Genomic DNA, 14,548 nt, shown 5'->3' with positions numbered 1-14,548 from the left:
AATCTTGATTCAATGAATGGGGACGCTCACGCTCAAGCGCCGCCGATCGGCGTCAATTGCGCGTCATCGTAGGCCGTGGCCTCGCCCTTCTCGCGCCAGGCGGAAATATCGGCATCGCGCGCGGCCGCCGTCTTTTCCCAGAGCTGATACGCGTCAGCACCGAGCATCAGTCTCAGCGGCGGCGTATCGCTGTTGACCGCTTCGATCATCAGGCGCGCGGCCTTGTCCGGGTCTCCCGGCTGCCGGCCGCTCTCGCTCTCGAGGAACTGCAGAATCGGCTCGACCGTCGGCCGGTATGCGTCGATGGTCTGGCCCGGCCGCATGATCGCCGCGCCGTTGAATTCCGTGCGGAAACCGCCCGGCTCGACAATCGTCACGCGGATGCCCAGCGGCCCGACCTCCTGATGCAGCGTCTCGCTCCATCCTTCGAGCGCGAACTTCGCCGCGCAATAGAGCGCGCAGGCCGGAATGGGCGCGAGACCCGCAATGCTGGTCAGGTTGAGGATGTGTCCGGTGCCCCGAGCGCGCATATGGGGCAACACTTCCCGCGTCAGCTCGACGGGGGCGATGAAGTTGAGCTCCAGTTGTTCGCGAAGCTGCTCGCCCGAAAATTCTTCCGCCGCCCCGCACGATCCCCGGCCCGCGATGTTCGCAAGCACGTCGACACGCCCAAAGCGCTCCAGCGCCGCACGCACGGCCCGCTGTCGCGCGTCGGCGTTCGTCACGTCCATCGATACCGCCAGCGCACGATCGCCATGCCGGCCGACGATCGCGTCGAGCGCATCGCCCCGGCGGGCCGCCAGCACGGCGTTGTCGCCGGCGGCCAGCACCGCTTCCGCCAGCGCCCGCCCGAATCCCGACGATGCGCCGGTAATGAACCACACCTTGCTCATGAACCTTCTCCTTGCCGTGTCCGCCCACCATCGGGCTGAAGGAGCGTGCAACGACTGCCGAACGCCAGTCCGGGCTCCAGGCCCGGCGCTCCAGGGACATGAAGGAGATCGGCACGCCGCCTCCTTCGATGCCCTCAAGATTAGCGGTTGAACCCTGGACACTCCATGCGATAAAGTCTGTCATTCTTTGTAGATCGTCCAGGACGCCCCGATGGATCCCTTGTCAGACGTACTCACGCTCCTGAAGCCGCGCAGCCAGTTCTACGCATCGCTCGATGCGGCGGGAGACTGGTCCTTTTCGTTTCCGGCCAATCCGGGCATCAAGTTCACCGCCGTGGTGCGCGGCAGTTGCTGGGGCATCGTCGACGACCTTGCCGAACCCGTCCGGTTCAACCCGGGCGACTGCTTCCTGCTGAACAGCGGCCGTCGTTTCGTGCTCTCGTCCGATCCCGCGTTGCCGCCCGCCGACTGCCAGCCGGTCATGGATGCCGCGGCCCGCGATGGCGTGGCGGTCTGGAACGGCGGCGGCGAAGTGCTGTTGATCAGTGGCCGCTTCGACGTGTCCGCGAGCCACGCCGCGCCGTTGTTCGACACGCTGCCGGCGATCGTCAATGTCCCGAGCGCAACGGGTCATGCGGAAGTGCTGCGCTGGTCGCTGGAGCAGCTTGCCGAGGAAGTCCGCCAGGAGCGGCCGGGTTCCGCGCTGATGGCAACGCACCTGGTTCACTGCATGCTGGTGCAGGTCCTGCGGCTCCACCTGGAAACCTCGACCAACCTGTCTCCGGGCTGGTTCCTGGCGCTGTCGGACCGGCAGATCGGTGCGGCCATTCGGGCGATCCATGCCGATCCGGCCCATCCCTGGACGCTGGCGGAACTGGCGAAGATCGCCGGCATGTCGCGGTCGGGCTTCGCGCAACGGTTCAAGGAGCTGGAAGGCGGTACGGCCATCGGCTATGTGACGCGATGGCGCATGATGACGGCCGCGAATCTCCTGCGCGACGGCGAGCAGAGCGTCTCGTCGATCGCCTTCTCGCTCGGCTACGAATCGGAAAGCGCGTTCAGCACGGCGTTCAAGAGGACGATGTCCTGTTCGCCGCTGCAGTACCGGCGCCAGTCCACGCCGTCCGAAGCACATCGGGACGTGGCCGGTGCGCTGTCGGCCCAGTCGTACGACACGTAACGCAGTCGCGGCCCGCTGCTGCGCTGCGCGCCGACATCCACGACCACCGCGGCGATCGCGATTCGGCAATCCGGTTCCATCGCCCGGAACAAATCGACTGCGACATGCAGCGATTCGGGCTCGTCGAAGCGACAATTCTAAAAATGCGAATTTACGGGGCGACTCGATGCGGATACGCTGCACAAGCACTCGATTGCCCCGGGACAGAACGCGATAGCCGTGTTCGCACCCTGCGCGGCCACCGTCCAGTCCACTGCACGACTGACCTTGCGCCGCTGAGCCACTCACCGGCTCACGACGCACACCGGCGGTTACCTGCGGCAATTTCCTCGAGTCGCTCAGCTTTCTCGATAAGTAGTCCTGCATGAAAAACAGATTCAAGAACAACATTTCCAGGAGACTTGAATGAATCGAATGCTCGGAAAAATCGTGATCATCACCGGTGCTGCCAGCGGCATGGGCGCCGCCAGCGCACGCCGCCTCGCGCTCGAAGGTGCGAAGGTCCTGGTCACGGATCTCCGCGAGGACGGCGCCGCGCAGGTTGCGGCGGAGATTCGGGGGCAAGGCCTGACGGCAGATCACGCGCGGCTGGACGTCACCCGGGAAGACGACTGGCAGGCGGCCGTCGACAGAACGCTGACGCAATGGGGGCAAGTGAACGTTCTCGTGAACAACGCGGGATTGCCCGGGACCCCGGAAACCTGGGACCAGGCCACCCTCGACGGGCTAAGCCAGTTGATCGCGCTGAACCTCAATGGCCAGTTCCTGGGCATCAAGGCGGTCCTGCCCCACATGAAGAAGGCGGGCGGTGGATCGATCGTGAACATGTCGTCGATCGCCGGGATGATCTGTTTCCCCAACCTGCATCCCGGCTACGGCGCATCGAAAGGGGCGAACCGTCTCCTGTCGAAAGGTGCGGCCGTCGATCTGGCCGCGTTCGGCATTCGTGTGAACTCCGTGCACCCGGGCCTGATCCAGACCCCGCAGAGCGCGTATCTGTTCGAGGATCCCGAGATCGTCAAGGCCGTGCTGTCCAAGATCCCGCTGTCCCGCCCGGGCAAGCCCGAGGAAGTCGCGAACGTCGTGCTCTTCCTTGCGAGCGACGAGTCCTCCTACGTGACGGGTGCGGAACTGGTCGTCGACGGCGGTTATACGACGCTCTGACGTCGCGGGCGGCCGACCTCTGCCCGTAGGCATGCCGGCCGCTCTTTTCGATTCGATTTCCCGATTCCCCTGATACGCCGGAGTCACGCGCACAAGGAGGTGTCGGTGAAGGCCATGCGCCCATAGCCGCTGGCCGGCACATCCATTCCGCTCGACCTTCCGCGGCAACCCAGCCTAACGGAAGGTAGGTTAAAATCGCCCCTGCGGCACGAAGCTCCGCACCGGTCGCAATGTCGATTCGTCACCGTAGCTTCGCGCCCCGCCACGCCGCGGTGCCATGTGCACCGCGATCGCCGTTCCCCCAACCATCGATGCCCGTTCAACGCAACGCACACCCGCCCTGCCCCGAAGGAAATGACGAAATGAAGCTGCCTCCTCCCCAACCACGACAGATGTTGCACGAGCGGCGCGTCATTACCCGCGGTTTTCTACGCGACGACGGCCTGTGGGACATCGAAGGAGAGATCGTCGACGAGAAAGGTTACGACAGTGTGGATCGCGAACGCGGCACGCTGTCCGCCGGTACGCCGTATCACAACATGTGTGCAAGACTGACCGTCGACAACGACCTGAAGATTCACGAAGTAGCGACGTCGATGCCCGCGACGCCGTTCGCGTATTGCCCGGGCGCAAACGATCCCACGCAGGGCCTCGTCGGAAAATCGCTGACGCGCGGTTTCCGGCGTGCCGTTGACGACACCCTCGGCGGTGTGCGGAGTTGCACGCACCTGAGAGACCTGATCCTGTCGATGGCGACGACTGCCTACCAGACGATCTTCGCGTATCAGTCGCAGTTCTCGCCCGACCAGGTCGACACGACGTTCGGCAACGACGCGCCGCCGTTTTTCATCAACCGTTGCCGGACGTGGGCGGAATCGACACCGGTGGTCGCCCAGTACTATCCGAAGTACTACCGGAAGCCCTGACCGATACATGCGCGGAGGCGAATCCGTTCGACGCGCCTGCGCCGATCGATTCGCCGTGCGGTGGTACGGGCCTATGGCCCGCCAGACAAGAACGGGATGCCTAGTTGGGTTCCAGGTAATGCCCCACCGCGCCATACAGGTCCAAGTACCAGATGACCAGGTCACGAAAACAGCCGATTCCGAAACGCTGATAGAAGCGGCGCCGATAGCACACGACCGTATCCGCACTAATGCCCAGATCCAGTGCGATGCCTTCCGTCGACAGGCCGTAGAGCATGCGCGCGGCCACCTGGCCCTCCCGCCTCGAAAAATTCTCGCGACACAACGACAGACACCTTTCGATGACGGGCAGTGACGTCAGCGCCCTGGACATCGCCTGCTTCTCCAGTTGCAACGCGTAATGCCGCGCCACCATCGGAAAGGCCATCTCGCCGAGCAGGCGCAACCGGTACTCCTCGTCCGCCGTGAAGCATCCGCGTGCCCGTGACCGGATCCCAGCCAGATAGAGCCTCCCGGAAGGACTGTCGCCAATGGCGATGACCCGCTCGCCCACGTCGACGAACTCGTAGAAATCCCGCATTTCCTGGCTCTTCGTGCGTACGGTATCGAAGCGAAACACGGCCGGGCCATGCTCGATGTCATGGTCGTAGCGGGAAAATTCGGAATCGAAGCGCCACACCTTCTGATCGATATAGCGCTCGCTCTGCTGCTCGGCTCTTCCGGTGCCGCTCGCGCAAATGGATGCAACGATCTGCGGTTCGTCGACCGTACCGCGAAAGATGTGCACCTGGTCGACACCCAGCGCCTCGACCAGCAGCCGCGTCACCTCGACTTCGAATGTCGGACGCCCGAACGAAGCCAGCAGGCTGTCCCACTGGAAGCCGCTGCTCCATCGCCAGTCCGTCGCCATCGATGAAGCAGGCGACCTTTCTACCTTGGTACGCACGTCTGTCTCCATGAGTCATTCGAATGCTGTCTTTGCGAAAAGAATAGCATTCCGGCACGCCGGCCGAAGCGTCACGTCGCACGCTGTTTCACGATCGCCGCGCGTTCGCCGGGACATCGGGCAGGCAAGTTTCACCGTATCCGGCTCGACGAAACCGGTCACGCAGCGGCAATGCGAACGACGACCTAGGGTAATTGCGCCCCCTCGGCAGGTAGCAGACATGCGCTGCCCCACCCGATAGCCTTCTCCTGTCCATTCCGGATTCCCAAAACCGATCGATCGACGATCGGCAATCTTCGCCGCGCATCAGGAGAAAACAATGGCATTCACCCATCGCCGCATCGTCACGGGCCTCGACAACGAAGGCAAGTCCTGCGTGGTTTCCGACAAGACGCTGAACCAGATTCCCGAATGCCAGGGCGTGCCGGCCGTGATCTGGAAAACGGACGGCTATCCGGTCAGCAACGCCGGCAACGACGAGGCGGCGGCACCGTTCGGCACGGACACCTTTACCAGTTCGACGTTCTTCCTGCTGTTTTCCCCGTCCTCGCCCGATGCGCCGTCGGCCTGGCATACGACCGACACGATCGATTATGTCGTTGTCCTGAGCGGCAAGGTTCTCCTCGAGCTCGAAACGGGCAGCGTGGAACTCAAGGCGGGCGACCTGATCGTCGATCGCGGCGTCAAGCACAGCTGGCGCGAAACCGGCGGCCAGCCGGCCACGCTGCTGGCCGCGGTCGTTCGCGCCGAACCGCTCGGCGAAGGTGCAAGCTTCGGCGACAACTTCGACCAGTACATCAAGGGCTGAGCGCGACGGGCGCAGAACCATCATGATCTGGGAAGGCCGAAACGACCGGCTGTACATCGGTGGAGAATGGGTCAAGCCGGACTCCACGCACTTCGTTGACCTCGTTTCCCCGTTGACCGAAGAGACGATGGCCAGCGTCATCTCCGCGTCGAAGGTGGATGCGGATGCCGCCGTGGCCGCTGCCCGCCGTGCATTCGACCATGGCCCGTGGCCACGCATGTCGCTGCACCAGCGCATGGAAGTGATGGCCCGGTTGCGCGAGTTGCTGATCGAGCACGAAAGCCTGATCGCGCACCTCGTCACCGAGGAGATGGGTTGCCCGATCTCGATCTCGCGATGGATGCAGGCTGGCGGGCCCATCAGCATGCTGGGCATGTTCCTGGAGGTGGCGCCGCACTATCCGTTTTCGCAGATCCGCCGCACCGTGACCGGCAACGGCCTCGTGTTACGCGAACCCCTCGGCGTCGTTGCCGCTGTCGTGCCATGGAACGCGCCGCTGCAGATAGCGGTCCTGAAGCTCGCCCCTGCGCTGCTGGCCGGGAACACCGCGATCCTCAAGCCCGCGCCCGAAACGCCGCTCGACGCCTGTCTGCTGGCCGAACTCGCGGAGAAGGCCGGCCTGCCGAAGGGCGTACTGAACGTTCTCCCTGCCGACCGCGAGGTCAGCGAGTACCTCTGCCTGCATCCGGCAGTCGACAAGGTCTCGTTCACGGGTTCCAGCGCCGCTGGCCAGCGCCTCGGCGCATTGTGCGGAAACGACATCAAGCGCATCACGCTCGAACTGGGCGGCAAATCGCCCGCCATCGTGCTCGACGATGCCGATATCGGCAAGGCGGTGGAGTCGCTGCGGATGGGCTCGCTGCGCAACTCGGGCCAGGTGTGCAGCAACAAGACGCGCCTGCTCGTCTCGAAACACCGCAAGGACGAACTGATCGACGCATTCGTCGAGATGGTTCGTTCGATGCCGGTCGGCGATCCGTTCGACCCGCTCACCCAGATCGGGCCGCTCGTCAGTGCCCGCCAACGCGACCGGGTTGAAGGCTATATCGCGAAAGGCAAGCAGGAAGCGCGGCTCGTGCTCGGCGGCGGCCGGCCGAAGGGGCTCACGCGCGGCTGGTTCGTGGAGCCCACGATCTTCGCGGACGTCGACCCGGATGCGGTGATCGCGCAGGAAGAAATCTTCGGCCCGGTGATCTCGATCCTGTCCTTCGACACCGACGACGATGCCGTGGCGATCGCCAACAACTCGGCCTACGGGCTGCACGGCGCCGTGTTCTCCGCCGACACCGAGCGGGCCGTGAACGTCGCAAGACGCGTCCGGACCGGTGCAATCGATATCAACGGCGCCAGCGCGGGCTATCACTCGCCGCTCGGCGGAAGGAAGAAGTCCGGGATCGGCCGCGAGGCCGGCATCGAAGGTTTCGACGGCTATGTCGAAATCAAGTCGATCGGCATACCGGTCAGTTATGCAGAACAACTGTCGAGCTGAAGCCGCCGCGGGAGATGACGCCCTTCCCGGGCACAAGGAAAACGCACATGGAAATTTATGACTACATCGTCGTGGGTGCCGGCTCGGCGGGCTGCCCCGTTGCCAGCCGGCTGTCGGAAGATCCGCAGAACCGGGTGTTGCTGATCGAGGCCGGCGGGCCGGCCGACAATTTCTGGATCCGCTCGCCGGCGGGCATGGGGCGGCTGTTTCTGGAAAAGCGCTACAACTGGTCGTATTTCACCGAAGCCGGCCCGCAGATTCACGACCGCAAGATCTACTGGCCGCGTGGGCGCACGATGGGTGGCACCAGCGCCGTCAACGGCATGGTCTATATCCGCGGCAATCCGCTGGATTACGAACGCTGGAAAAGCCTCGGCAACGACGGATGGGGGTGGGACGACGTCCTGCCCTACTTCAAGCGTTCCGAATCCAACGCGCGGGGCGCCAGCGAACATCACGGCGCAGACGGCCCGCTGCGTGTGTCCGATCCCGTCACCCGCAGCCCCGCGATCGAGGATTTCATCCGCGCCGCCGACAGTATCGGCATTCCCCATATCAAGGACCTCAATGCGCCGCCTTACGAGGGCGTCGACTTTCAGCAGCATACGATCCGCGACGGCCGCCGCGAGACGTCCTTCAACGCCTTCATCGAGCCTCACCTGCAGCGCCGCAACCTGACGGTCCTCGGCAATGCGCGCGTCCTGCGCGTGGTGATGCAAGGCAACGTGGCGACCGGCATCGAGATCCTGCAGAACGGCGAAAGTCGAATCATCGAGGCGGCGCGGGAAATCGTGATCTCGGCAGGCTCGCTCAATTCGCCTCACCTGCTGATGCTGTCGGGCATCGGCGACGGCGCGAAACTGCAGGCCAAAGGCATCGACACGCGCGTGGACCTGCCGGGCGTGGGACAAAACCTCCAGGACCACTGGTTTGCGCCGATGATCTGGAAAGTCACGCCGGGAAGCTCGTATAACCAGCGCCTTTCCGGGCTGCGCAAATATGTCGAAGGCGCGCGCTATCTGCTGACGCGTACCGGCGTCCTGGCGATCTCCGCGTCGCAGGGCGCGGCCTTCGTGCGCAGCTCCGCGGATCTCGGGCAACCCGATCTGCAACTGGTGCTGCGGCCCCTGTCCTACACGTTCCACCCGAAGGGCGCCGTCATCGTCGACCGTTTCCCCGGCCTCAGTGCCGGCGTGGTGCTGCTCAATCCGGCGTCGCGCGGCTGGGTCGACCTCGCCTCTCCCGATCCGCTCACAGCGCCCGTGTTCCAGCCCAACTACCTGGCGGCACCGGACGACGCGATCCGCACGCTGCGCGGCGTGCGCCGGATGCGCGAAATCATGGCGGCCCGACCGATGTCCGAGCGCGTCGTCGAGGAAATTTCGCCGGGCCCCGGCGCCACCACCGATGAACGCCTGCTCGAGCATCTCAAGACCATCGGCAACTGCGGCTGGCATCAGGTCGGAACCTGCAAGATGGGCGTGGATGCGATGGCGGTCGTCGACCCACGGCTACGCGTTCATGGCGTGCAGCGCTTGCGCGTCGCCGACGGCGCAATCATGCCGACGATCAACGCCGGCAACACCAACGCGCCCTGCATCATGATCGGCGAGAAAGCGGCCGCCATGATTCGTGAGGACGCACTACCGCGCCGAGAAACAAGCGGGACGCACACGCGTTAGTCCATTCGACGAATCGAACCGCGAACCCCGACATTCAGACAACCGCGTAATGCGAGCGAAACCGCGAAATACCTGACATGACCCTCTCCGAACAACTCATCCAGTTCTCCCGGAACCTCGACTTCGCCGACATCCCGGCCGACGCATTGGCCAACGCCAAGCTGCATGTGCTCGACACGATCGGCATCTGCCTCGCCGCATCGCAAGACGACACGGCGCAGGCGGTCAAGCGAGCCATGGCGCGAATCGGCACGCACCCGGAATCGTCGATCATCGGCGGCACGGAGAAGTTTTCCGCGGCCGCCGCCGCGCTGATCAACTCCAGTGCTGCCCACGGCCCCGACTTCGACGACACGCATCAAGGTTCGGTGATCCATATCAGTTCGGTGGTCGTGCCCGCGAGCCTCGCCGTCGCGGAATCGGTCGGTGCCAGCGGAAGGGATTTCCTCACTGCCGTCGTCGCCGGTTACGAAACGACGACGCGGCTCGGCATGGCCGCGCCCGGCGTCTTCCACATGAGGGGCTACCATGCGACGTCGCTGGTCGGGATCTTCGGCGCGGTGCTGATCGCCGGCAAGCTGAACGGCCTGGACGCCGGCGTGCAATGCAATGCGCTGGGCATCGCGGGCAGCCAGGCGTCGGGCATTCTCGAGTGCCTGAACGCGAAGTCCTCGCTCAAGCAGATTCAGCCCGGCTGGGCGGCGTACAGCGGGATCATCGCGAGCATCCTGGCCGAGGAAGGCGTCACGGGCCCGAACACCGTGTTCGAGGGACGATACGGCTTCTTCAATTCCTTTCTGCCGGAAGGCAACTACGACCTGAAAAAAGCCGTGGCCAATCTCGGGACCACGTGGGAAGTGAACGACATCGCGTACAAGCTGTACCCGTGCTGCCATCACACGCAGGCATTTCTCGATTGCGTGAAGGAGATCCGCCAAGCGAATCCGTTCGCGCTGGATGACATCGAGGAAATCGAATGCATCATTTCACCGATGCAGGCCGAGCTGCTTTGCCACCCGCGGGAAGATCGCTACGTGCCGAAAACGGCGTACACGGCCAAGTTCAGCCTGCCTTATGTCGTGTCGGTGATGCTGCACCGGGGCAAGGTCGGGCTCAGGGCGTTCAGCGACGAAACCATCAAGGACGACAGCATCCTGAAGCTGGCCCAAAGGCTGAAATTCACGGAGTCCGACGATACCGGTTATCCCGGTTCATTCCCCGGGTGGGTCAGGATCAAGCTGAAGGACGCGCGGACCCTCGAGCATCGGATGGCGGCCAATCGCGGCGCGCAGGCCAATCCGGCAAGCGAGGCAGAAATCATCGGCAAGTTCGAAGACAACGCGTCGATCGTGTTGCCTCGCGAGAAGGTCGATCAGCTCGAGGCGCTGGTGATGGATATCGAGCACGTTGCGGACGTGCGGGCACTCGCCGCGTGCACGTCGATCTGAGCGTGCTCAGATATCCGGATCGGGAATCCGAGTGTTTCGACATTCCCTGGTATGAATCGACATTCATGTGATCACCCGAAGCCACTACCCACAAAGGCTTCGTGCAAAATCATCGGAATTCTAGATTGACTGACGTAGATCGATTTTCGTAGCTCTTTCCTGCATGGCATCTGGAATTCGGGCACGCGAGTCCCTACTCCCGAAGAAGCTCAAGCCACGGCACAAACACCGGCAACAATCGAACGCGGCAAACATTTCGGCTCGGAACGGCTAACGAACACCACCAACAGCACTCCTGCCCCTTCGGCACCAATCGTCGCGATACGTGTACTCTACAGACGCCCGATTCAGACGAGATTGGTAACTATGTCAAATAAACAATCCCGCCATTCTCAACCCCAATACGCCACGACACGCTGCGGTAGCTGCTCAGCCTGATATCAAATCTTCGGAATTCGAGCCAATCCTTTTCGGGGCGCTAAAGTAACGACTATTGAGAATACTCGGGTTTATGACTGCTGGACTCGTCAGTGTGCTCGCACGGCCCGCGGTTGATGCTCGTCCGCGCGCTGCGATCGGGCACTGGTGTACACCACCGGCCGCGACACGCGGTGGCGTCGATGCATGCGCTGGAGCGACAGGTGCAACGATTGAATTGGTTGTCTATCTTTTTGAACCACTGATCTTATCGGCCGCGCGTGGCCTCTATCCATTTCCACGTCGCCGCCGATTGCATACCGTAAGTCGTACTGGCCAGGCGTAATTCAACCTGAATTCCGCCTGGCCGCGCCCCCCCGGGGCGAAAGTCAGGTGGTATAGTCTGATGAATGTCAGCCAGTGTGGCAGTTCGTCGACATTCACCGACTTCGCCAGTGATTAGCGGTTAAGTATGGAGCCTATTTTTTCAGGAGAATCAAGTGAACAACCTGGATCGAGAAGAAGATTCCAAAGACCCGTCGTCAGAAGGTAATGCCAAACTGTTCGATATCCTCACACGTGCGCGCAAGGTGTTCATCACCGGCACAATTGAACAGAGAATGGCCCGTGACGTGGTTCAGCATCTGCATGCGCTCGCCCACATAAGCGACGATCCCATTCAGGTATTCATCAGCTCTCCGGGTGGCCACGTTGAATCAGGCGATCTGATTTTCGACACGCTCCGTTTCATCAAGCCCAGAGTCATCACCATTGGATCAGGCTGGGTAGCCAGCGCTGGTGCGTTGATTTACCTGGCGGCCAACAAGGAGGATCGCTATACGCTCCCCAACACGCGCTTCCTGTTGCATCAACCGTCAGGCGAGTCACGCGGCCCGGCCAGCGATCTGAACATTTACCTGGATGAAATCGTGAAAATGCGCGACCGACTGAATCGCATCTTTGCCGATGCCACGGGCCAGGCCGTCGAAAAGATTGCGTCGGATACCGCACGGGATTTCTGGTTGAGCGCGGAAGAGGCAGTGCAGTACGGATTAGCCTACAAGATTATTTCGTCGGAATCCGAAATCGATAACCGCACCAACAATCGCTAACAATCGTCGCACAAGCTACGGGGAGAGTATGTGGTACAACATACCCCCCTGTAAAACTGATCACGCGCTGGCGCGTGCCCCCCCGGATGGCTGCCCGCATCACCTCCCAAGGGAAAAAGTACAAAAAATCACCCCTTGAATGCGCCGGGATACATCCTGCTGTACAAGCCACTCAGTTCTTTTTCAGGTGACGTTAATACAATGACCGTATTCTTTGATATTAAAAGACCCGCCTGGGCCAATATGATCGCAATGCCTGCCATTGTCATCGCGTAGCCAAGGTAGACGATCGAACCAGACGAAACGAAATACCCAAACACCCAGCTTCCAAGCGGAATCGACGCAACACAGCAGGTAAAAACCGCAGCTTCCAATCGTCCTCGTATATCATTTGGAGCGGCGTAGCCCCTGAGCGAGCCACATGTTACATTGCCCAGGCTCAGAGCAAATCCGATTGTCGCCACAATGAGACCTCGCAGCACATCAAAATTTACGAAAATGACGGCTACTATCCCGGCGCCTACCATCAAATTTCCCAACAGGATGATTCTCAGCCGTGACACTCCGGCCTCAATCAGCCTGGGCGCAATAAAAGCACCAATCAGCATCCCTATGCCAAACAAAATTTCGGATGCAGCCAGGTAACTCACCGGCGCGTGGAGCATGGATTTTATAAATGCTGGAATCACGATCGACAAAAATGGCGTCAGCACGAAATTGATGACAACCGACGAAACGCACAGCCATTTTTCGGGGTCGATTTTAAAAAGTGCGTGAAACCCGAGAAAAGTTTCCTTGAATACTCCTCGAGCAGACGCTTTCTGATCCCGAATACGATTCCTTGAGGAAAGAGACCATACGGCACACACGGAGGCCGCAAACAGGATGGCAATCGTGAGAATGGCGCCTTTCACACCTATCACCGCCATCGAAGCGCCGCCGATGATCGCCCCGACGATGACTTGCATGGAATTGACACTGGCGGCATACCCGAGATATCGATTCAGATCCCTTCCCTGAACGAACGTCGGAATAATTGCATTGGGAGCAATCGACATCACGCCGTCGAGCGCCGACATCAGTATCAATACCGCCGCCGCAACAACAGGATTGAACTCTCCCGACACCTCACCCAACATAAAGAATAGCAGCGCCGCAAAGGAGGTCGTAACTGAGAATCTGATGCCCCTCACCCCGCCATACCGATCGATCAACACTCCACCCAACGGAAAGGCAACCAAGTTGACAATCCACGATACGGCAATCACGCTCGCGAGATATGTTGCCGATCCAGCATCACGAAGCACGAGCCATGCAAATAACAACTGAAATGCGCGAAAAGAAAATACCGCTGCCCCTTGCGCAAACAGCAGCTTCGCAACCTCGATTCTTTCTTGCCTCTGAGTTAACAAGCGATCCTGTGGCATCATACGTTCCTGCTATACTCAACAAGTGACACACAATCCCCTAGAATTTTCTTGCCGAAGGCAGTAGCTTTGTTCGATTGCTCTATCACCTTCACTGTTTGGAAAAATTTCTCCTTGAATGGGATGGCATTATTTGCCTCGTTGTAGTTGCTCTTGATATCCCGTGGCGACAACCCGGACGCCGCGTTGGCCAACAATCTATCGAAGGAAAAAATAGTGCGCGACAGTACAAACATCGCGTGAAAAATCGCACTCATCGGGCGACGATCCTGACGGAATGGCGTATAAAACAATCCATCGTCGTCGTCAATTATTGGCTCCCTCAGCCAGACTTGATAAAGCAAATTATGGGCTGCCTCATGCACGATATGCTCGGCGATTCTCGACCAATGCTCACTTTCCGGCATGAACGATCGAATGTAGATAGCGCCAAGCGTATTGAATTCGGTTGCGGCATTGATACCGTTTGAGTCGAATACAATAATATCCTTGACCAGCACCTGAATCTCATCGAACAGGATCTCGTCAGTTTTTTTGATTTCATCCAGCACAAGCGAGATCGCGTCGTCCGTCAAATGCTTATGGCGCACTGCCGGCGTAGTCATCACCACCTCGCGGCCGGCGTACTTGCTTTCGTATGTTTCGGCAAAGGACTTGGCGAACACCTCCCTCATCGCATCGCCAATTACCGACTCGTAGCCTGTTCCATAGCGTAACAGCCTGCTCGACGAAGTACGGTCCTGGCGTGCGCTTACCTCATCTATCAACGCCGTCACGGTGGCTTCGGCGCGCGCACGATTCCCGGCCCCGGCGCAGATGCGTAGTATTTCGTGGACCGCGTAAATTTGTGGCGCCACGCACGCAATGTCACTCGCTGAAAAGGCGCTGATGCGTTCAATGAGTACGTTATCCAGATCGACAAATTCAGCCAGATAGATCAGGCTGTTCAATACGTCCTGGTTGTTCATTGAAACAAGTTGCTTCGCCCGCGTTGCGTCCGGAACCGCCCAATTGGCAGTTGTTACATCCATGATGGCCCTCGTGATTCTGATGAAT

General features: G+C 60.8%; 12 protein-coding genes. 8 read left to right on the top strand and 4 right to left on the bottom strand.

The features are described 5' to 3' along the window. Nucleotides 1-32: 32 nt before the first annotated feature. Nucleotides 33-893, bottom strand: coding sequence for an oxidoreductase (locus BCEP18194_RS28655; protein WP_011354781.1), 861 nt, complete (start codon nt 891-893; stop codon nt 33-35). 211 nt (nt 894-1,104) lie between these two features. On the opposite strand from BCEP18194_RS28655, the gene BCEP18194_RS28650 reads away from it, so the two are divergent. The 3 genes from BCEP18194_RS28650 to BCEP18194_RS28640 all read left to right on the top strand — a co-directional run bounded on the left by BCEP18194_RS28650 (nt 1,105) and on the right by BCEP18194_RS28640 (nt 4,163). Beyond that, the gene (locus BCEP18194_RS28650) at nt 1,105-2,073 is read left to right on the top strand and encodes an AraC family transcriptional regulator (protein WP_011354780.1); all 969 of its coding nucleotides are present in this window, start codon (nt 1,105-1,107) and stop codon (nt 2,071-2,073) included. 405 nt (nt 2,074-2,478) lie between these two features. Then, complete coding sequence (locus BCEP18194_RS28645; RefSeq protein WP_011354779.1) at nt 2,479-3,237, top strand: SDR family NAD(P)-dependent oxidoreductase; 759 nt, start codon at nt 2,479-2,481, stop codon at nt 3,235-3,237. A 362-nt stretch (nt 3,238-3,599) separates the two neighbouring features. Next, entirely contained in the window at nt 3,600-4,163 is a 564-nt protein-coding gene (locus BCEP18194_RS28640; protein ID WP_011354778.1) for a DUF2889 domain-containing protein, read from the top strand. A gap of 100 nt (nt 4,164-4,263) precedes the next feature. Here BCEP18194_RS28640 and BCEP18194_RS28635 read toward each other — a convergent pair whose 3' ends face one another. Further along, on the bottom strand, nt 4,264-5,109 hold the full coding sequence (locus BCEP18194_RS28635; RefSeq protein WP_157687285.1) for a helix-turn-helix transcriptional regulator: 846 nt from the start codon (nt 5,107-5,109) through the stop codon (nt 4,264-4,266). Nucleotides 5,110-5,428: 319 nt separating this feature from the next. On the opposite strand from BCEP18194_RS28635, the gene BCEP18194_RS38850 reads away from it, so the two are divergent. The 5 genes from BCEP18194_RS38850 to BCEP18194_RS28610 all read left to right on the top strand — a co-directional run bounded on the left by BCEP18194_RS38850 (nt 5,429) and on the right by BCEP18194_RS28610 (nt 12,065). Next, nucleotides 5,429-5,917 carry a cupin domain-containing protein gene (locus BCEP18194_RS38850; RefSeq protein WP_011354776.1) on the top strand — a complete coding sequence of 163 codons (489 nt, stop codon included), beginning with the start codon at nt 5,429-5,431 and terminating at the stop codon, nt 5,915-5,917. Then, nucleotides 5,874-7,406, top strand: a complete 1,533-nt coding sequence (locus tag BCEP18194_RS28625; RefSeq protein ID WP_244273100.1) for an aldehyde dehydrogenase — start codon at nt 5,874-5,876, stop codon at nt 7,404-7,406. Before BCEP18194_RS38850 ends, BCEP18194_RS28625 begins: the two co-directional genes overlap by 44 nt. Nucleotides 7,407-7,453: 47 nt before the next feature. After that, complete coding sequence (locus BCEP18194_RS28620; protein ID WP_011354774.1) at nt 7,454-9,088, top strand: GMC family oxidoreductase; 1,635 nt, start codon at nt 7,454-7,456, stop codon at nt 9,086-9,088. A 77-nt stretch (nt 9,089-9,165) separates the two neighbouring features. Then, nucleotides 9,166-10,536 carry an MmgE/PrpD family protein gene (locus BCEP18194_RS28615; RefSeq protein ID WP_011354773.1) on the top strand — a complete coding sequence of 457 codons (1,371 nt, stop codon included), beginning with the start codon at nt 9,166-9,168 and terminating at the stop codon, nt 10,534-10,536. A 917-nt stretch (nt 10,537-11,453) separates the two neighbouring features. Continuing rightward, complete coding sequence (locus tag BCEP18194_RS28610) at nt 11,454-12,065, top strand: ATP-dependent Clp protease proteolytic subunit (RefSeq protein WP_011354772.1); 612 nt, start codon at nt 11,454-11,456, stop codon at nt 12,063-12,065. 128 nt (nt 12,066-12,193) lie between these two features. Here the strand turns inward: BCEP18194_RS28610 and BCEP18194_RS28605 are convergent, their stop codons facing one another. Beyond that, on the bottom strand, nt 12,194-13,492 hold the full coding sequence (locus BCEP18194_RS28605) for an MFS transporter (protein ID WP_157687283.1): 1,299 nt from the start codon (nt 13,490-13,492) through the stop codon (nt 12,194-12,196). Continuing rightward, nucleotides 13,492-14,523: an aKG-HExxH-type peptide beta-hydroxylase gene (locus BCEP18194_RS28600; RefSeq protein WP_011354770.1), complete on the bottom strand. Its 1,032-nt coding sequence runs from the start codon at nt 14,521-14,523 to the stop codon at nt 13,492-13,494. The genes BCEP18194_RS28605 and BCEP18194_RS28600 overlap by 1 nt, the downstream gene beginning before the upstream one ends. Between the last annotated feature and the right edge of the window lie 25 nt (nt 14,524-14,548).

Origin of the sequence: Burkholderia lata (assembly GCF_000012945.1) — a bacterium.
In the GTDB taxonomy this organism is placed as follows: Bacteria; Pseudomonadota; Gammaproteobacteria; order Burkholderiales; family Burkholderiaceae; genus Burkholderia; species Burkholderia lata.
The sequence above is the reverse complement of the archived record's forward strand: the minus strand, read 5'-3'. Positions and strand labels throughout refer to the sequence as shown.

Bases quoted from the DNA above. Each gene is read 5' to 3' on its own strand.
- BCEP18194_RS28605 (WP_157687283.1), bottom strand. From the start codon at position 13,492: ATGCCACAGGATCGCTTGTTAACTCAGAGGCAAGAAAGAATCGAGGTT.
- BCEP18194_RS28600 (WP_011354770.1), bottom strand. From the start codon at position 14,523: ATGGATGTAACAACTGCCAATTGGGCGGTTCCGGACGCAACGCGGGCG.
- BCEP18194_RS28620 (WP_011354774.1), top strand. From the start codon at position 7,454: ATGGAAATTTATGACTACATCGTCGTGGGTGCCGGCTCGGCGGGCTGC.
- BCEP18194_RS28650 (WP_011354780.1), top strand. From the start codon at position 1,105: ATGGATCCCTTGTCAGACGTACTCACGCTCCTGAAGCCGCGCAGCCAG.
- BCEP18194_RS28645 (WP_011354779.1), top strand. From the start codon at position 2,479: ATGAATCGAATGCTCGGAAAAATCGTGATCATCACCGGTGCTGCCAGC.
- BCEP18194_RS28655 (WP_011354781.1), bottom strand. From the start codon at position 893: ATGAGCAAGGTGTGGTTCATTACCGGCGCATCGTCGGGATTCGGGCGG.
- BCEP18194_RS28640 (WP_011354778.1), top strand. From the start codon at position 3,600: ATGAAGCTGCCTCCTCCCCAACCACGACAGATGTTGCACGAGCGGCGC.
- BCEP18194_RS38850 (WP_011354776.1), top strand. From the start codon at position 5,429: ATGGCATTCACCCATCGCCGCATCGTCACGGGCCTCGACAACGAAGGC.
- BCEP18194_RS28615 (WP_011354773.1), top strand. From the start codon at position 9,166: ATGACCCTCTCCGAACAACTCATCCAGTTCTCCCGGAACCTCGACTTC.